The sequence below is a fragment of the Paenibacillus sp. FSL F4-0097 genome, assembly GCF_038593125.1.
GTDB lineage: Bacteria > Bacillota > Bacilli > Paenibacillales > Paenibacillaceae > Paenibacillus_AQ > Paenibacillus_AQ odorifer.
Genome location: NZ_CP151965.1, coordinates 6,336,000 through 6,355,820, shown reverse-complemented (window position 1 = coordinate 6,355,820; position 19,821 = coordinate 6,336,000). Strand labels below are relative to the sequence as shown.

Below are 19,821 nucleotides of genomic sequence, written 5' to 3'. Positions count from 1 at the left end.
TATGTTATAATAATTGTCGGTAGATTACTATATTTGTCAGGAGCGTTACGCAGTGAATGTAGATGTAAGCATACTTATTGTCAATTACAACACGTGTCGCCTGACGATGGACTGTATCAGGTCGGTATATGACTCAGAAACGAACTATTCCTATGAGATTATTTTGATAGACAACAATTCCCATGATGATTCGGTAGAGATGATTGGTAGAGAGTTTCCAAGTGTCATGTTGATCGCAAATAACGACAATGTCGGTTTTGCCCGTGCAAATAATCAGGGGATGGAAGCTTCATCCGGACGGTATGTACTATTGCTCAATTCAGATACGGTGGTAAGCAGGGATACGCTGGAGACGATGATCTCCTTTATGGATGGTCGGCCCGATGTTGGGGCGTCAGGATGTAAGATTATTTTGCCAGATGGGTCGCTGGATAAAGCGTGTAAGCGAGGATTTCCTACACCGTCAGCTTCCTTCTATTATGCTTTTGGTTTCAGTAAGTTGTTTCCGGATCGACCGAAGTTTAACGGTTATCAGTTAGGTTATCTGGACCCTGATCTTGATTACCCGATAGATTGTCTGGTGGGTGCGTTTATGCTGCTGCGGCGGGAGACGATTGATCAGGTCGGCGGATTAGATGAAGAGTTTTTTATGTACGGTGAGGATTTAGACTGGTGCTATCGTATTAAAGAGGCTGGATGGGAGATTTATTATTATCCGAAGACCTCCATCGTACATCTCAAAGGCGGCAGTGCCAGACGTAGACCGTTCAAGATCGTCTATGAATTTCACAGGGCAATGATTTTATTTCATCGTAAGCATTATAGTAGGAAGTACAACAGTATTATAAATGGAACAGTATATGCTGGTGTTGGTATGAAGTTTGCTCTGTCCCTTTTGCGGAATGCCCTAATCTTTCCTAAAGCAGTTCCATCACCTGCACAGAGTCTTAGCTCTTCTACGGAAACAGGCGCTCGTAACGATAAGAATACTGAGGTGAGATTATGATTCGGCGGAATCAGAAATTTTTGACACAGCTCTATATGGTTGCTGACTTTCTTGTCATCCAACTGTCCTTTTTAGCGGCTTGGTGGATCAAGTTCAAGAGCGGATGGATGGAATCCTATAATACGCTGCCTGTAGAGTCTTACGCTTATTGGAGTATGATTTATGGCGTAGTAGCTGTCTTAATTGGTATCCTTTTATCGCTTTATTTGCCTAAGCGTAAGAAACGTTTTGTCGATGAATTTATTAAGATTTTCCAAGTGCATATCATGAGCATCTTCATCCTGCTTGGTTTAATGTTTTTCGTGAAAGAAATTGATATCTCCCGTACATATCTGGCTATTTATATGGGATTTAATGTTCTTTCCATTATGCTTTACCGTTATGTGTTGAAGAAGATGCTTAAATCTTTGCGCGAAAAAGGATTGAATCGCCAGTTCGTACTTATCATCGGCGCAGGTACTCTTGGTAAAAGATTCTACAACAATTTGGAACAATATCCTGAGCTTGGATATGAAGCCATTGGTTTCTTAGACGACTATCATACTTGGGATGGAATTGAAGAACAGCGCTATAAACCGATTCTAGGTACGGTTGATCAGTTATCCGGAATGCTGGAGATGCTGCCTGTGGACGAGGTTATTCTTGCTTTGCCGCTCGATGCGCATTCTAAATATCCTTCGATTATTGCAGCCTGTGAAAAAGCAGGGGTACGCACATTGATTATTCCGGATTTCTTTGATTATTTACCAGCTCGTCCTTACTTTGATAACTTTGCAGGTATGCCAATGATTAATGTTCGTGATATTCCACTGGATATGACGGGGAATAAGATGGCAAAACGTTTGTTTGATATCGTGTTCTCTCTATTCGCTATTATTATGATATCTCCTGTGATGCTGATCGTAGCTCTCGGCGTACGTCTTACCTCACCGGGACCGATCATATTCCGGCAGGAACGGGTGGGACTTAATCGGCGTAATTTTATGATGTATAAGTTTCGTTCAATGAAGATGCAGCAGGACGGGGAAGAGGATACAGGTTGGAGTACGCGGGAAGATCCTCGTAGAACTCGATTTGGAACCTTTATCCGTAAGACAAGTCTGGATGAGCTTCCGCAATTTTTTAATGTATTACTCGGTCATATGAGTGTAGTTGGCCCACGGCCAGAACGACCATTTTATGTAGAACAATTCCGTGATGAAATTCCGAAGTATATGGTGAAGCACCATGTGCGTCCAGGAATTACGGGCTGGGCACAGAGCAATGGGCTGCGCGGGGATACTTCAATTGAGGAACGGATTAAGCACGATATTTTCTATATCGAGAACTGGTCCTTACTGTTCGATATTCGAATTATTTTCAAAACGATTCGCAACGGCTTCGTTAACAAAAACGCATATTGAGACCTGCACTTATTTAGATTTGTGAAATTTTAATAATACCCCGTTTTGCCACAGGCAGAGCGGGGTATTAATTTTCTAATCTAAACTTTGCAAAGGAAACTCACAACTATGAATAAGAAAAAGATTATTGCAACCGTAGTAATGATTGTCGCACTAATAATAATTCTTGTAATAACGTTGAACAAAGAGGAAGAGCAACAACCCGCGAGCGGTTTTGAAACGCACAGAATCGTTGCACATGCCATGGGGGGAATTAACGGCTATACGTATACCAATGCTTGGGAGGCCTTTGTCGCTAACTATGAACGGGGAACTCGCGTATTTGAAGTTGATTTTTTGTTATCGAAGGATGATCAGTTGGTTGCGCGGCATGAATGGACAGTCAATATGAGCAAGCTTTTAGGTCAGTTGGAGGTTCTCCCTGCTAATAAACAGGGTGTGGCACTAGATTACGAGGAATTTATGGACAGCCCCATCCTGAATATATACTCTCCGCTTGATATTGAGAAGGTGCTTGATCTAATGCAGAATTATCCAGATGCTTATATCGTTACGGATACCAAAGAAATCCAACCGGAACTTATAGAGAAGCAATTTACATTGCTGACCGAAGCGGCGCAGCGTCGGGATCCAGCGTTGTTGGAGCGGATAGTTCCACAGATCTACAATCAGCCGATGCTTGATGAGATCAATAAAGTGTATTCTTTTCCAGAAGTGCTTTACACCCTGTACCAATCTAAGGATACGGATGAACAAGTTATTGAGTTTGTTAAAAAAACAGGTGTGGATATTACGATGCCAGTTAGCCGGGCCACCAAGAGTTTTGTCAAACAGTTAAAAAATATCGGAGCTCGTGTATACGTTCATACAGTGGATGAAGAGGATGAGATTAGAGCGTTATCTCGTATGGGTGTAGACGGATTTTATAGTGATTTTGTGCCTGAAAATGATTTGAATAACCTCAGAGGTATACGCTGAAATTTATCTCCACTCATTACAACTAATATATCCCTGCAAAGTGCTGCTTTCCTCAGATGTGTATTCAGGTACTTTGCGGGGACCTCAAATTTACATACGAAAAAATGTTCGTATTTTTGTTCGCTTTAAATTGACACACCTCCTGTGCTGGCATAGACTAGATCTATATCTTTTGCGGCGGCAGGAGTGTTTTGTCTTGCCCAAATGACAATTAAGGATGATTCCCATGAAATCAGTACAGCAAATGATCAAACCTTGGCGGCATGTGTTTAAGTTGGACCCAGATCGTATGATTTCAGATGAGGATTTGGAGGCCGTTTGCTTGTCCGGCACGGATGCCATATTGATAGGAGGCTCTACAGGAGTAACCTATGAGAATACAGTAGATCTCTTATCAAGAGTAAGACGTTTTGAGCTGCCCTGTGCACTCGAGGTATCCGAACTTGAAGCTGCTGTACCCGGATTTGATCTTTATATGATTCCTATGGTGCTAAATACACCTGATCCAGCTTGGATTGTAGGCCATCATCGTCGAGCTATAGAGCGTTATGGATTTATGATCCCATGGGATCAGCTGCTAACGGAAGGTTACGTCGTTTTGAACAGTGATTCTTCAGTTGCGCGGATTACAGGGGCCGAGACAACCATTAATGCTGAAGAGGCGGCTGCGTATGCCCAGGTTGCGGACAAGCTGATGTCCCTGCCAATAGTCTATCTTGAATATAGCGGTAGATTTGGGGATATGGAGACAGTACGTATAGTGCGTGAGATGGTGGAGCAAGCCCAACTATTTTATGGAGGCGGCATTACTTGTGAGGCAGAGGCCGAGCAGGCAGCAGCTCTATGTGATACAGTAGTTGTCGGCAATATTATTTATCGGGATGTAGAGCAGGCAATTCGTACGGTATTTGCTGTTAAAAAGACGGTGCAAGAGCAGTTCGACTAGCGGTTAGCTTATAGACTACTTATGATTTGTAATTTCATTTTTAGAAAGGAGCATGTTACACATGCAACTTATTAACATACAAGACGCGGTCAGCCGATTGAATCCTCCACAAAGGCAGGCTGTCGAAACTACTGAAGGCCCCCTTTTGATTATGGCTGGTGCGGGCAGTGGGAAGACGAGAGTGCTGACTCACAGAATTGCCTGGCTGATTGCTAATCGAAAGGCGCCGCCTTGGGCGATTTTGGCGATTACATTTACGAATAAAGCTGCGAGGGAAATGCAGGAACGTGTATCTAAGCTCGTTGGACCTGAGGGAAGAGATATTTGGGTATCCACCTTTCACTCCATGTGTGTTCGGATCTTGCGGAAGGATATTGAGCGCATTGGATTTACTTCCAACTTCTCGATTCTGGACTCTACAGACCAGTTATCAGTCATTCGTAATTGCATGAAGGAACTGAATATTGATACGAAAAAATTCGAACCGAAAGCTGTACAAGCCATAATTAGCGCATCTAAGAATGAACTGATTACTCCGGCGCAGTATGAGCAAAAAGTCGGTGATTATTTCGAAGGTTTAGTTGCCAAGGTTTATAAAATGTACCAACGGCGTTTGAGAAGCAATAACTCGCTTGATTTTGATGATTTGATTATGAAGACTATCGAATTATTTAAGGAAGTTCCCGAGGTTTTGGATTTTTACCAAAAGAAGTTCAAATACATCCATGTGGATGAGTATCAGGATACGAACAGAGCACAATACATGTTGTGCCGCATGCTGGCAGACAGCCACCACCGCATTTGTGTGGTAGGGGATAGTGACCAGTCGATCTATCGCTGGCGTGGTGCGGATATTACGAATATTCTTAATTTTGAAGAGGATTATCCGGAAGCGAAGACGATTCTGCTAGAACAGAATTACCGTTCAACCGCTAATATCCTGAATGCAGCCAATGGGGTAATCGCGCTTAATAGTGGCCGTAAACCGAAAAAGCTGTGGACCGATTCCGAGGAAGGCGCCAAGATTAAGGTGTACCGGGCGGATTCCGAGCATGACGAAGGGTATTTTGTAACCGGAGAAATCAGCAAAAATGTGAAGCAAGGTCAAGCTTACCAGAATCACGCGATTCTGTATCGGACGAATGCTCAGTCACGGGTAATAGAAGAAATTTTGATCAAATCAGATATTCCATATCAAATCGTTGGCGGGATCAAGTTCTATGATCGTAAAGAAATCAAGGATCTGCTGGCGTATCTACGTTTATTGTCTAACCCTGATGATGATATCAGCCTGACGCGTATTATTAATGTTCCTAAGCGTGGATTAGGAGATACAACGGTTGGCAAGCTGGCAGCTGCTGCTGGTGAACGTGGTGTTTCTATTTTCCGAGTGCTGCAAACGGTCGATGATTTGGGCTTTGCCGGACGGACGCGGAATATGCTAGTAGAGTTCTACGATATGATTGAAGCTCTACACCGTATGGTGGAGTTCTTGTCTGTAACCGAATTGACGGAAAAAATACTGGAAATGTCGCAGTACCGTTTGGAGCTGCAAAATGAAAACACACTCGAATCACGCTCGCGGCTAGAGAATATCGATGAGTTCTTATCGGTGACGATGGAGTTTGAAAAGAACAACGAAGACAAGTCGCTGGTCTCCTTCCTCACGGATCTTGCACTTATCGCAGATATCGATAGTGTGAACGATGATGAAGAGGATCGTAGTGATGCGGTTGTGTTAATGACGATGCACAGCGCCAAAGGTCTGGAGTTTCCGACGGTATTTATCGTCGGAATGGAAGAAGGCGTGTTCCCACACAGCCGTGCCTTCCAGGACAACGACGAGCTGGAAGAGGAACGCCGGCTTGCGTATGTGGGGATCACCCGCGCGGAGAAACAACTGTTTCTCTCTTGTGCGCGGATGCGTACGCTCTTTGGCCGGACGACGGCGAACCAACCGTCCCGCTTCTTAGAGGAGATTCCGGAGGAACTGAAGGAAGATACCGTTAAGACTCAAGACCGCTTCCAGCGCGGAGGCGCGGAGGTAGGCGGTGCTTACGGCGGACGCGGCTTCGGCAGTGGTGGCCGTGGGAACTTTGGCGGCCGGGGCGGAGCCGCCGGAGCTACGCCGGCAGGCGGCGGAAGCACGGCGTCAGCGGCGGCAAGCAAGAGCAGCGTGACCGTGACCTCCGGAGGCGCACAGCGTGCTACCGGAGCAGGGGCTGCAGCAGCTGGCGATTACAAAGCGGGTGACAAGGTCTCCCACGGCAAATGGGGCACGGGCACCGTTGTATCTGTTAAAGGCAGCGGGAATGACACGGAGCTACAGATTGCTTTTCCGGCACCCGTGGGTGTGAAACGCCTGCTTGCGGGGTTTGCGCCGATTACCAAAGTGGAATAATAGCAGACAACGATTAACGAACGGATATTTAGACCACGCTAACTTTAGGAAACTTATTGACGGAGGGATGTACCTGCATGGATGCTATGCATGTGATGGAAGAGCTTGTTGCGGAATTAAATAACTATAATTACCACTACTACACGCTGGATGCACCGCTAGTCAGCGATAAGGAATACGATGTTTTATACGACAAGCTTGTAGCACTGGAGGCTGAGAGTGGCTTCGTACTACCGGATTCGCCTACACAACGTGTAGGTGGAGAGCTGCTTAAGGGCTTCACGCCGCATCGGCATCTCGCACCGCTTTGGAGTCTGGATAAAGCACAGAATATTGAACAGCTGCGCAGCTGGAATACCCGGGTGCTCCGGTTAGTGAATGAATACAATCTTAAGAATCCAGATACCCCTCTTCCTGATCCTTGTTATGCAGTAGAACTGAAGTTCGATGGCTTGACGCTGAATTTAACCTATCGTAATGGTGTTCTCGAACAGGCATCGACGCGTGGCAATGGTGTAGTTGGCGAAGGAATACTTGCACAGGTGAAGACCATCAAATCCGTTCCATTGACGATTCCCTTCAAGGATGGGGTCATTGAGGTTCAGGGTGAAGGGATTATGAATCTGTCTGTGCTGGCTGATTATAATACAAGGGCTGCAGAGCCGCTGAAGAATGCGCGTAATGCAGCAGCAGGTGCACTGCGTAATCTTAATCCGAAGACTACTGCGGACCGCCGTTTGAACGCTTTTTTCTATAATGTAGGCTTTGCAGAAGGCGCGGAGTTCGCTGACCATCAGGAAATGATGGATTTTCTGCGGAATAACAAATTTAAAGTGAACCCATACCTGACCTACTGCAATGATTTTGATGATGTAACTGAGCAGCTCGCTGGAATCGAGGAGAGTCGTTCGAGTCTTGATTACCTCATTGATGGGGCTGTAATTAAGGTCACGGATTTCCGGATCCGTGAGGTGCTTGGCTACACTGACAAGTTCCCGCGTTGGGCAGTTGCTTATAAATTTGAAGCCGAAGAAACGACGACCGTGCTGGAGTCTGTTAGCTGGAATGTAGGTCGTACAGGTAAAGTGACTCCGCTGGCTCGGGTTGAGGCTGTAGAGCTTGCCGGAGTTACCGTTCAGAACTGCACCCTGAATAATGTGGGTGATATTGAGCGCAAAAACTTGAAATTCGCCTTAGGTTCGCGGGTCTTTATTCGCCGTTCCAATGATGTTATCCCAGAAATTCTCGGCAAGGTAACAGAGGAGAATGACGGTGGAGAGATTATTTTCCCTGAGGACTGTCCAGCTTGTGGATATCCGTTAGAAATGCGCGGAGCACATCTTTTCTGTAACAATAAACTGAATTGTAGGCCGCAGATTATCAGTCGGATCACCCACTTTGCTTCGCGTGATGCGATGGATATCGAGACGTTCAGTGAGAAGACGGCGGGTCAGCTCTATGATGAGCTTAATGTACATGACTCTGCGGATCTGTATGAACTGAACTTTGAGCAGCTTGTACAGCTGAACCGTTTTGGTGAGAAAAAAGCACAGAATTTGCTGCAAGCTTTAGAAGATAGCAAAGGTAGAGATCTTGCTTCATTTCTCTTTGCGTTAGGGATCCCTAACACAGGTAAAGCAACGACGAAGATGTTGGCTGATCATTTCCGCGATCTGGATGCTGTGATGCAGGCCAAAGCCGAGGAGCTCGCTGAGTTACCAGACATTGGTGGGATTGTCGCCGAGAGCATTGTCAGCTTCTTCGCAGATCCAGTTGTAGTAGCTAATGTTTCCCGCTTGCGGGCGTTGGGTGTGGAAGCGAAGGCTCCTGAGGCACCACGTCCTGTTAATACCGATTCCTTCTTTAGTGGCAAAACGGTCGTATTGACCGGTTCCTTGCAAAAGCTTACCCGAGATGAAGCAGCTGAACGTCTGGAAGCACTTGGAGCAAAGGTGTCTGGAAGTGTGTCCAAGAAGACGGATTTAGTTATCGCTGGTGAAAAAGCTGGCAGTAAGCTGGCTAAAGCTCAGCAGTTAGGCATTCAGGTCATTGAGGATGAAGATGAGCTAATTCGCTTGTTGGATATGTAAGTAACAAACTATATTCGATTCCAAAAGGTTCCGGGTTCCATTTCGTTTAAGTGCGAGAGGAGCAGGGGCCTTTTTTGCGTGGATACAACTAAACGTTTCTTTTTTAGAAAAAAATTCGGATGATCTGCTAATATATAGGCTATAGATATTTATTACTATATTTGAAAGGAAACCCTTCCTGTGAAGAGAGAAACGATATTGTTAGTAGATGATGAGAAGGAAATTGTAGAACTGTTAACGATTTATCTCTGTAATGAAGGCTATAGACTGCTAAAGGCTTATGATGGAATGGAAGCGCTGGAATGTCTGCAGAAAGAGGAAGTTGATCTAATTATTCTTGATGTCATGATGCCTAAAATGGACGGGTTAGCTGCATGTATGAAAATCCGTGAAGAGCGGAAAATGCCAATTATCATACTATCAGCCAAAAATACAGATATGGACAAAATCTCCGGCCTGAGCCTCGGGGCAGATGACTACGTGGGCAAGCCGTTTAATCCCTTGGAGATTGTGGCACGAGTAAAATCACAGCTGCGCCGTTATCACGGATTTAATAAGGATAGTAATACGTTGGGAAACGACAGCAAACTAAGCTTTGAGGATCTGACTATAGATACGTCTAAGCATGAGGTGTATGTAGACCAGCAGAAGATTAAACTGACTCCGCGGGAATTCTCTATTCTAGAGCTTTTGGCGAGACACCAAGGTCAAGTGCTTAGCTTGGAGCAAATTTACAATAAGGTATGGAATGAACCTTTTCTAGATGGCGGTAACACAGTGATGGTACATATTCGTAATCTCCGAGACAAAATCGAAATCGATTCGAAACGCCCACGTTACATACAAACCGTCTGGGGAGTTGGCTATAAATTGGACGGACCTTCCTGAAAGGATTAGGTGAGGCTTCTTGAATTCTAAATATATAACGACGATTCGCTGGAAGTTTATGTTCGCTTTTTTGCTGAGTGTGCTTTCAGGCGCTTTGCTGCTTATGGCAGGGTACCAACTCGTCAACTTTATGATCTATCTAAATCCGGCTTCAGAGTCGGCGCCCTATTCACGCATACTGCGCTGGATTATTAATCATATTGGTTCTATGCCACTAATGACAGCAGCGGGTATTATCAGCTTTTTATTATTCTTTTTTATCTACACTCGTAAAGTTGTGCTGTATCTGGAAGAGATCACGAAAGGGATTCGAGAAATTACAAGCTCCGGGATGTCCCATAGAATTGAAGTCAGAACCACGGATGAGCTGGGTGTGCTGGCTGAGAATATTAATGAAATGGCTGAGCGTTTGCAGCACTCCATAGAGGAGGAACGTAAAGCTGTAAATGCAAAAAATGACTTGATCACAGGTGTTTCCCATGATTTACGCACCCCGCTTACCTCTGTCTTGGGTTTTCTGGAATACATCGAACAAGATCGATGTAAGGAAGAAGCGGAAATACGGTATTACGTGGATATAGCCTACAACAAATCCCTGGTGCTGCGTAAACTGATCGATGATCTTTTTGAATACACACGTGTAAATAGTGGAGAGTACCCTTTGGTTATGCAGAGATTGGATTTGAAGGCTTTCATACGGCAGCTGGCGGAGGAGTCGGTTCCTGAACTAACAAAGGCGGATATGGTCTATGAGATCGAGGACGTTGCTGATGAGTTATGGATAGAGGCTTCGCCTAAAGAATTAGTACGTGCTTATGAAAATCTGATTACTAACGCGATCCGTTACGGCAGAAGCGGCGGAAAATTGGAGATAGGTTTCAGTAAAAAGGAAAGGGATGCTGTGGTCCGTATTAGCAACTTTGGAGAGAGGATTGCGGAAAGTGATATCCCTTTTATTTTTGAACGATTCTATCGGGCAGAAAAGTCGCGTTCACAGCATACAGGTGGCTCAGGGCTTGGACTTGCGATTGCCAAAAGTATCATCGAACGCCACAATGGCGTTATTTATGTAGAAAGTACATCTCTTCGCACGGATTTTATTACCCGTTTCCCATTCTTCATAGAATCTTAAGAAAACTCTGGCGGGTTCTTAAGATTTGGAAGTTATCCTTGTGGCACAAGGAGGGAACTACCATGCCAAAACTTCGGACGGTTCGTATCAGCTATTTATATATTTTTATGGGTTGCGCTCTTTTGAGTGCTGCCTTTCTTTTTGTTGTCCAGCGGGCTGTCGCTTTGCTGTATTCTCATTATTCGGGCCAATCAGAAGCCTTTTTTGTCCGGCTTATTCATTGGGTTATTAATCATTTGGGTCAAACCCCTAGTGCCATCCTTCTATTTATTCTAGTCTTCGGTGGGCTGTATGTTCTTCGTTCACAGAAAATAGCTGATGATTTGCGCTCGCTAGTGGTGGGAACCTCGGAGCTGGCAGACAAAGGAGTCGCTCAGAACATCAAGGTTCTTTCTGGAGGAGAAATAGGTGAAATTGCTGCTAACCTCAATCGAATGCAAAGAATAGAAGTTCCAGATAGGGATGCAAGCTCAAAGCGGATAGAGGACACACCAGCAGTAGCTTTATTAATAAGGACTAGGGCGATACTTCGCACCCTCCGTGAGGTTGAAGAGGATGAGGCGGAAGTACATACACTTCTTGCAGCAGCGAATGATGAAGTGCGCAGTATGGAGCGGTTCCTGGAGAACCTGATTATCGAATCATGAGCAGATGGAATGCACGCGCCCGGATATTGCGAGTAGGGTACCTATTATTTGATGTGAGTGTTATTAGTACGGTATTGGCGCTTTTGATTTTTTTTTATGTATACCAGTATGGGGGGATCGTACTTAACCGGCATGAGGATAGGCTGCAATTGCCAGAATCAAGCATCATCACAGCTTCAGATGGAACAGTTATACGAATGACTCCGCTACCGAGCTCGGGTTATAGGCTTACAGCAGCGCTTGAGGAGATGCCGGCTTTATTAATAGATACTTTTTTAACAGTAGAAGACCGCCGTTTTTATAGCCATCAAGGGGTCGATTATAAAGGGATATCACGCGCTTTCTTAAAAAATATCTTGGACATGAGTTTATCAGAAGGTGGCAGTAGTATTACTCAACAGCTTGCTCGCAATCTTTATTTGAACAGAGATAAGAACATGCTGCGCAAGTTAAATGAAACCTCTATTGCTTTTGCCTTGGAGCAGCGACTGACGAAACGTGAGATTTTGCAGCTGTACCTCAATCAGATTTATATGGGGCGGGGACAATATGGAGTAAAAGCAGCAGCGAAGCGTTACTTCGGCGTGTCTGATCTGAAAAAATTGGAGATCTGGCAAATAGCCACTCTGGCGGGAATCCCTAAAGGCCCCTCTATTTATAACCCAGTAGACAATAGTGCATTATCCAAAACGAGAAGAAATCTAGTGCTAAAGATGATGTTCAATCAGCGACTAATCACGTATGAGCAAATGCAGGAAGCTCTGAATAAACAATATCAGCCTCCAGCTGCGGTCGAAAATGGGGTTGCCGGAGTGTATTATGTGGATGCCGCCCTTAAGGAAGCGGCTCAGATCACAGGAAAATCCGTAGAGGAGCTTCGTACAGGCGGCTACACTATAGTTACAGGTTTGAACATCAAAGCACAGCAGGCACTTGAGCGGACCGTTCTCAAAGAGGCTTCATTTCCACCTGACGGAAAAGATCAGCAGGTAGAAGCAGCTATGGCCATAATGGATCATCGTACAGGAGAAGTAGTGGCGTTGATTGGTGGGCGAGATCAAAACGAGGGCAATTTGAACAGAGCTATTATTGATGCACGTCAGCCTGGTTCCAGTTTTAAGCCGATCATTGATTATGGACCTGCACTCGAGAGCGGGAAATTCAACTCGAATAGTATGCTGTCCGACCGTAAAGTTGCTTATGGCAGCTATAAGCCTGAGAACTTGAACGGTATATACCAAGGTCAGGTTACAATGAATACAGCTTTGAAAAAGTCCATCAATGCACCAGCTGTTTGGCTATTGAAGCAGGTTGGAATCTCTTCTGCGCGGCAATTTGCCGCCAAATTAGGAATTGTACTGACGGAGGAGGACAATCATTTATCTATAGCTTTGGGGGGGCTTCATAATGGGGTTTCTCCACTAAAAATGGCCCAGGCCTACAGTGTCTTTGCTAGTGGAGGCAAATTTAATGCGGCTCATATGGTGCGCTCCATAACGGATTCAAAAGGGAAGGTCTTGTATACTCATCCCTCTGAATCACGTCAGGTAATCTCGCCGCGTACCGCAGAAGCGATGACGGCTATGTTACGCAATGTTGTTAATGAAGGAACAGGGAAAAAAGCGCAGATGAACAGACCAGTAGCGGGAAAGACCGGTACGACCCAATTGGACTTGGCTGGCGTGAGCAAGAAAGCCAATCGGGATCTTTGGTTTGTAGGCTATACTTCGGAGTGGACAGCTGCGGTATGGATGGGTTTTGATCGTACGAATCAGGATAATTATATGACTGAAGGCAGCGGGAAGGCTGCCGCTCTATTTTCTACAGTAATGAGTAAAGCCTTAAGTGATCATTGAGAAGTTATTGCGCCGCCCATTCTTCTAATTTCTCATCTCTAGGAAGCAGCAAGGCAAGAAACCCAAGCAGCGGGAGGAAGCCACAAGCGATGAACACTTTAGCAATCCCGATACTATCAATGAGGTTGCCGAGGACTAATGAGCCGATCCCGCCGAGTCCAAAAGCAAGTCCCGTGATCAGACCTGAAACTGTGCCAATGTTGCCCGGATATAGCATTTGAGCATAAATGACGGTAACCGAGAAGCTGGACAGAAGTATGAAACCGCCAATCAGCAGCAATACAGCCGCCCATAATGGACCTACAAAGGGTAGAGCAAGCGCAAAGGGGACGGTTCCGACCATTGACAGTAAGATGAGATTACGCCGTCCAAAACGGTCAGCCAGCGGACCCCCAAAAAATGTACCCACTGCGCCAGCAGCCAAATACATAAAAATATAGATTTGGGCTTTATCCAGTGTCATTTGATATTTGTCCATTAGATAGAAGGCGTAGTAGCTACCGATAGAAGCGCCATACCAAGACCTAACAAAGACTAGGAATACAAGAATAATCGTTGCTGTTCGTATGCTTTTTCGGCGGGCGGGGTCGATTGCTCGTGCTGTTGATTTTTTATGAAAGGTATAACCGGCATCTAGCATTTCTCTATACCAGCGAGCTACATAGGTCTGAACAGCGATTCCGGCAGCCGCGACGATCGTGAAGCCTAGGGCACCAATCTGGCCAAAGGGGATGAATACCCATTTCGTAAGCATTGGACCAAGGGACTGTCCAGCATTGCCGCCCACTTGAAAAATAGATTGCGACAATCCCTTTCGCTGACCTGCGGCCATATGAGCAACACGCATACCCTCTGGGTGGAAGGTGGCTGAACCGAATCCGATCAGGATAACCGAGAATAAGACCAGAAAATAGCTATTGGCATAAGCCAATAGAAGTACACCTAAAAATGTGCTGCACATACCCAGTGGTAATAATATAGGACGGGGTTTACGGTCTGCAGCATATCCAATGACGGGTTGGATTACTGATGACGTCATATTTAAAGCGAATGAGATCCATCCAATCTGGGCGAAAGAGAGCAGTAGATTATCTTTGAGAATAGGGAAGATTGCTGGAATGACTGCCTGTATAGAATCATTAAATAAATGAACAAAACTGACAGCTAACAAAATTTTATAAATCGTTGCCTGCTGCAGATTACGCTGCTCCTTGTCCTTGCTGTCTACCGTGGACGCAGCGTCTGTAGGTTTGGTCTTCATTTTGACTCCTCTCTGTACTGTTAGTTAGAAGGTAAGATTGGCGAATACGATAAATTCTATTTAGCCACAAATAATGGATGAATGGTATCAATTTGTGTTGTATCGAAGTTATTTATACGAATGATTTTTTTATTTCAAAAAAAGCTTGCAAACTCAATGACAGCATGGTATATTATCTCTTGTGCTTACGACGCATCGCACATACGAAACACAAGCGATGAAAAAATAAGTTGACAAGATAGAAACAAACATGATATACTCTAATTCCTGTGCGAGAGACATTGGATGTCGAAATGCCAGGAGCAAGTTCTTTGAAAACTGAACAAATGGAACGCGTTAATTTTTAAAAAAGATTCATTTAATGAATCGTCAGTTTCAAAATGAGCATATCGCTCTTTTCAATACTAATTGGAGAGTTTGATCCTGGCTCAGGACGAACGCTGGCGGCGTGCCTAATACATGCAAGTCGAGCGGAGTTATTTTGAAAGCTTGCTTTCAAAATAACTTAGCGGCGGACGGGTGAGTAACACGTAGGCAACCTGCCCTTCAGACTGGGATAACTACCGGAAACGGTAGCTAATACCGGATAATTTCTTTTTTCTCCTGAGAGAAGAATGAAAGACGGAGCAATCTGTCACTGAGGGATGGGCCTGCGGCGCATTAGCTAGTTGGTGGGGTAAGGGCCCACCAAGGCGACGATGCGTAGCCGACCTGAGAGGGTGAACGGCCACACTGGGACTGAGACACGGCCCAGACTCCTACGGGAGGCAGCAGTAGGGAATCTTCCGCAATGGGCGAAAGCCTGACGGAGCAACGCCGCGTGAGTGATGAAGGTTTTCGGATCGTAAAGCTCTGTTGCCAGGGAAGAACGTCCGGTAGAGTAACTGCTACCGGAGTGACGGTACCTGAGAAGAAAGCCCCGGCTAACTACGTGCCAGCAGCCGCGGTAATACGTAGGGGGCAAGCGTTGTCCGGAATTATTGGGCGTAAAGCGCGCGCAGGCGGCTATTTAAGTCTGGTGTTTAAACCTTGGGCTCAACCTGAGGTCGCACTGGAAACTGGGTGGCTTGAGTACAGAAGAGGAAAGTGGAATTCCACGTGTAGCGGTGAAATGCGTAGATATGTGGAGGAACACCAGTGGCGAAGGCGACTTTCTGGGCTGTAACTGACGCTGAGGCGCGAAAGCGTGGGGAGCAAACAGGATTAGATACCCTGGTAGTCCACGCCGTAAACGATGAGTGCTAGGTGTTAGGGGTTTCGATACCCTTGGTGCCGAAGTTAACACAGTAAGCACTCCGCCTGGGGAGTACGGTCGCAAGACTGAAACTCAAAGGAATTGACGGGGACCCGCACAAGCAGTGGAGTATGTGGTTTAATTCGAAGCAACGCGAAGAACCTTACCAGGTCTTGACATCCCTCTGAATCTGCTAGAGATAGCAGCGGCCTTCGGGACAGAGGAGACAGGTGGTGCATGGTTGTCGTCAGCTCGTGTCGTGAGATGTTGGGTTAAGTCCCGCAACGAGCGCAACCCTTAACTTTAGTTGCCAGCAGGTAATGCTGGGCACTCTAGAGTGACTGCCGGTGACAAACCGGAGGAAGGTGGGGATGACGTCAAATCATCATGCCCCTTATGACCTGGGCTACACACGTACTACAATGGCCGGTACAACGGGAAGCGAAGCCGCGAGGTGGAGCCAATCCCATCAAAGCCGGTCTCAGTTCGGATTGCAGGCTGCAACTCGCCTGCATGAAGTCGGAATTGCTAGTAATCGCGGATCAGCATGCCGCGGTGAATACGTTCCCGGGTCTTGTACACACCGCCCGTCACACCACGAGAGTTTACAACACCCGAAGTCGGTGGGGTAACCCGCAAGGGAGCCAGCCGCCGAAGGTGGGGTAGATGATTGGGGTGAAGTCGTAACAAGGTAGCCGTATCGGAAGGTGCGGCTGGATCACCTCCTTTCTATGGAGAATCGTTCTCTGCAATGAGAACATTCAAATCGGAAGCTAAGCTTCCAAAACTAATTAACGTGTATCCATTTGTTCGGTTTTGATGGAATTTGCGGGGCCATAGCTCAGCTGGGAGAGCGCCTGCCTTGCAAGCAGGAGGTCAGCGGTTCGATCCCGCTTGGCTCCACCAACAAACTTCATCTATTTGTTATGTCTATACACTTGATCCTTGAAAACTGGATACCGAAACGAATTTGCGTTTTAGAACATCTTTTAGCAACTTGTGTAAACAAGTAAATGTTATTAGTGAGATTTTTCTTCGGAAGAATCAAGGTTAAGCTAATAAGAGCACACGGAGGATGCCTAGGCGCCAGGAGCCGACGAAGGACGTGGCGAACAACGAAACTGCCTCGGGGAGCTGTAAGCAAGCTTTGATCCGGGGGTGTCCGAATGGGGAAACCCAGCTGTGGTAATTCGCAGTTACTCATTTCTGAATACATAGGAAATTTAGAGGCAGACCAGGGGAACTGAAACATCTAAGTACCCTGAGGAAGAGAAAACAATAGTGATTCCGTCAGTAGCGGCGAGCGAACGCGGAACAGCCTAAACCTAAGAGCTTGCTCTTAGGGGTTGTGGGACGTCTCACATGGAGTTACAAAGGAATATGGTAGGTGAAGAGGTCTGGAAAGGCCCGCGATAGAGGTAAAAGCCCTGTAACCTAAACTGTGTTCTCTCCGAGACGGATCCCGAGTAGTGCGGGGCACGTGAAACCCCGTATGAATCCAGCAGGACCATCTGCTAAGGCTAAATACTACCTGGCGACCGATAGTGAAACAGTACCGTGAGGGAAAGGTGAAAAGCACCCCGGAAGGGGAGTGAAATAGAACCTGAAACCGTGTGCTTACAAAAAGTCAGAGCCCGATCTATGGGTGATGGCGTGCCTTTTGTAGAATGAACCGGCGAGTTACGTTTAACATGCAAGGTTAAGCCGAGAAGGTGGAGCCGCAGCGAAAGCGAGTCTGAATAGGGCGATTGAGTATGTGGACGTAGACCCGAAACCGTGTGATCTACCCCTGTCCAGGGTGAAGGTGCGGTAACACGCACTGGAGGCCCGAACCCACGTACGTTGAAAAGTGCGGGGATGAGGTGGGGGTAGCGGAGAAATTCCAATCGAACTCGGAGATAGCTGGTTCTCCCCGAAATAGCTTTAGGGCTAGCCTCGGTATAAGAGTAGTGGAGGTAGAGCACTGATTGGGTGCGGGGTCCGCAAGGATTACCAAGCTCAGTCAAACTCCGAATGCCATATACTTATTGCCGGGAGTCAGACAGTGAGTGCTAAGATCCATTGTCAAAAGGGAAACAGCCCAGACCATCAGCTAAGGTCCCCAAGTGTGTGTTAAGTGGGAAAGGATGTGGAGTTGCACAGACAACCAGGATGTTGGCTTAGAAGCAGCCACCATTGAAAGAGTGCGTAATAGCTCACTGGTCGAGTGACTCTGCGCCGAAAATGTAACGGGGCTAAACACACCACCGAAGCTATGGCTAGATACGTATGTATCTGGGGTAGGGGAGCGTTGTGTAGGGGTTGAAGGTGTACTGAAAAGAGCGCTGGACACTACACAAGTGAGAATGCCGGTATGAGTAACGAAAAGATCAGTGAGAATCTGATCCGCCGAAAGCCCAAGGTTTCCTGAGGAAGGCTCGTCCGCTCAGGGTAAGTCGGGACCTAAGGCGAGGCCGAAAGGCGTAGTCGAAGGACAACAGTTTGAAATTACTGTACCACCGTAATCCGCTATGAGCGATGGGGTGACGCAGGAGGGTAGTGACGCGGACTGATGGATGTCCGTCTAAGCAGTGAGGCTGATGTGTAGGCAAATCCGCACATCGTTAAGGCTGGGCTGTGATGGGGAGCGAAAATTATAGTAGCGAAGGTCATGATCTCACACTGCCAAGAAAAGCCTCTAGCCAGGAGAAGGTGCCCGTACCGCAAACCGACACAGGTAGGCGAGAAGAGAATTCTAAGGCGCGCGGAAGAACTCTCGTTAAGGAACTCGGCAAAATGACCCCGTAACTTCGGGAGAAGGGGTGCCCCGGTAGTGTGAATAGCACGAGGGGGCCGCAGTGAAAAGGCCCAAGCGACTGTTTAGCAAAAACACAGGTCTGTGCGAAGCCGCAAGGCGAAGTATACGGGCTGACGCCTGCCCGGTGCTGGAAGGTTAAGGGGAGTGGTTAGGGGTAACCCGAAGCTATGAACCGAAGCCCCAGTAAACGGCGGCCGTAACTATAACGGTCCTAAGGTAGCGAAATTCCTTGTCAGGTAAATTCTGACCCGCACGAATGGCGTAACGACTTGGGCGCTGTCTCAACGAGAGATCCGGTGAAATTTTAATACCTGTGAAGATGCAGGTTACCCGCGACAAGACGGAAAGACCCCATGGAGCTTTACTGCAGCTTGATATTGAATTTGGGTACGATCTGTACAGGATAGGTGGGAGCCGTAGAAATCGGAGCGCAAGCTTCGGTGGAGGCGCCGTTGGGATACCACCCTGATCGTATCTAGGTTCTAACCTAGTACCCTTACCGGGTACGGGGACCGTGTCAGGCGGGCAGTTTGACTGGGGCGGTCGCCTCCTAAAGAGTAACGGAGGCGTTCCAAGGTTCCCTCAGAATGGTTGGAAATCATTCGCAGAGTGCAAAGGCATAAGGGAGCTTGACTGCGAGACCTACAAGTCGAGCAGGGACGAAAGTCGGACTTAGTGATCCGGTGGTACCGCATGGAAGGGCCATCGCTCAACGGATAAAAGCTACCCTGGGGATAACAGGCTTATCTCCCCCAAGAGTCCACATCGACGGGGAGGTTTGGCACCTCGATGTCGGCTCATCGCATCCTGGGGCTGAAGTAGGTCCCAAGGGTTGGGCTGTTCGCCCATTAAAGCGGTACGCGAGCTGGGTTCAGAACGTCGTGAGACAGTTCGGTCCCTATCTGTCGTGGGCGCAGGAAATTTGAGAGGAGCTGTCCTTAGTACGAGAGGACCGGGATGGACGTACCGCTGGTGCACCAGTTGTTCCGCCAGGAGCATGGCTGGGTAGCTACGTACGGACGGGATAAGCGCTGAAAGCATCTAAGCGTGAAGCCCCCTCAAGATGAGATTTCCCAATTAGTAAGACCCCTTGAAGACGACGAGGTAGATAGGTTGGAGGTGGAAGTGCAGCAATGCATGGAGCTGACCAATACTAATCGGTCGAGGGCTTATCCTATACGT

General features: G+C 46.8%; 11 protein-coding genes, 1 tRNA gene and 2 rRNA genes. 13 read left to right on the top strand and 1 reads right to left on the bottom strand.

Annotated features, from left to right (window positions below):
• Window positions 1-52 precede the first annotated feature (52 nt).
• From MHH86_RS28655 to MHH86_RS28610, 10 genes are all read left to right on the top strand, one after another.
• The gene (locus MHH86_RS28655) at window positions 53-1,006 is read left to right on the top strand and encodes a glycosyltransferase family 2 protein (protein ID WP_076317157.1); all 954 of its coding nucleotides are present in this window, start codon (window positions 53-55) and stop codon (window positions 1,004-1,006) included.
• Window positions 1,003-2,409: an undecaprenyl-phosphate glucose phosphotransferase gene (locus MHH86_RS28650; RefSeq protein WP_076205799.1), complete on the top strand. Its 1,407-nt coding sequence runs from the start codon at window positions 1,003-1,005 to the stop codon at window positions 2,407-2,409. The genes MHH86_RS28655 and MHH86_RS28650 overlap by 4 nt, the downstream gene beginning before the upstream one ends.
• Window positions 2,410-2,517: 108 nt before the next feature.
• Entirely contained in the window at window positions 2,518-3,387 is an 870-nt protein-coding gene (locus MHH86_RS28645; RefSeq protein ID WP_076317158.1) for a phosphatidylinositol-specific phospholipase C/glycerophosphodiester phosphodiesterase family protein, read from the top strand.
• A gap of 226 nt (window positions 3,388-3,613) precedes the next feature.
• A complete protein-coding gene (locus MHH86_RS28640; RefSeq protein ID WP_139330100.1) occupies window positions 3,614-4,333 on the top strand; it encodes a heptaprenylglyceryl phosphate synthase in 720 nt (239 codons plus the stop codon).
• Between the two features lie 61 nt (window positions 4,334-4,394).
• Window positions 4,395-6,734: a DNA helicase PcrA gene (pcrA, locus tag MHH86_RS28635; protein ID WP_036678664.1), complete on the top strand. Its 2,340-nt coding sequence runs from the start codon at window positions 4,395-4,397 to the stop codon at window positions 6,732-6,734.
• 77 nt (window positions 6,735-6,811) lie between these two features.
• Window positions 6,812-8,824 carry an NAD-dependent DNA ligase LigA gene (gene ligA / locus MHH86_RS28630; protein ID WP_076274816.1) on the top strand — a complete coding sequence of 671 codons (2,013 nt, stop codon included), beginning with the start codon at window positions 6,812-6,814 and terminating at the stop codon, window positions 8,822-8,824.
• A gap of 180 nt (window positions 8,825-9,004) precedes the next feature.
• On the top strand, window positions 9,005-9,712 hold the full coding sequence (locus MHH86_RS28625) for a response regulator transcription factor (protein ID WP_036678667.1): 708 nt from the start codon (window positions 9,005-9,007) through the stop codon (window positions 9,710-9,712).
• A gap of 19 nt (window positions 9,713-9,731) precedes the next feature.
• Window positions 9,732-10,844, top strand: coding sequence for a HAMP domain-containing sensor histidine kinase (locus MHH86_RS28620; RefSeq protein WP_342479563.1), 1,113 nt, complete (start codon window positions 9,732-9,734; stop codon window positions 10,842-10,844).
• Between the two features lie 62 nt (window positions 10,845-10,906).
• The gene (locus tag MHH86_RS28615) at window positions 10,907-11,491 is read left to right on the top strand and encodes a HAMP domain-containing protein (protein WP_036678672.1); all 585 of its coding nucleotides are present in this window, start codon (window positions 10,907-10,909) and stop codon (window positions 11,489-11,491) included.
• A complete protein-coding gene (locus MHH86_RS28610) occupies window positions 11,488-13,347 on the top strand; it encodes a PBP1A family penicillin-binding protein (protein WP_038573471.1) in 1,860 nt (619 codons plus the stop codon). Before MHH86_RS28615 ends, MHH86_RS28610 begins: the two co-directional genes overlap by 4 nt.
• A gap of 4 nt (window positions 13,348-13,351) precedes the next feature.
• Here MHH86_RS28610 and MHH86_RS28605 read toward each other — a convergent pair whose 3' ends face one another.
• Window positions 13,352-14,608: an MFS transporter gene (locus MHH86_RS28605; protein ID WP_036678676.1), complete on the bottom strand. Its 1,257-nt coding sequence runs from the start codon at window positions 14,606-14,608 to the stop codon at window positions 13,352-13,354.
• 405 nt (window positions 14,609-15,013) lie between these two features.
• Here MHH86_RS28605 and MHH86_RS28600 point away from each other — a divergent pair.
• The 3 genes from MHH86_RS28600 to MHH86_RS28590 all read left to right on the top strand — a co-directional run bounded on the left by MHH86_RS28600 (window position 15,014) and on the right by MHH86_RS28590 (window position 19,816).
• Window positions 15,014-16,571 (top strand): 16S ribosomal RNA (locus MHH86_RS28600).
• 101 nt (window positions 16,572-16,672) lie between these two features.
• Window positions 16,673-16,748 (top strand) — tRNA-Ala (locus MHH86_RS28595).
• Between the two features lie 142 nt (window positions 16,749-16,890).
• Window positions 16,891-19,816 (top strand): 23S ribosomal RNA (locus MHH86_RS28590).
• The 16S and 23S rRNA genes sit together here with 1 tRNA gene alongside, the layout of an rRNA operon.
• Window positions 19,817-19,821: the final 5 nt, after the last annotated feature.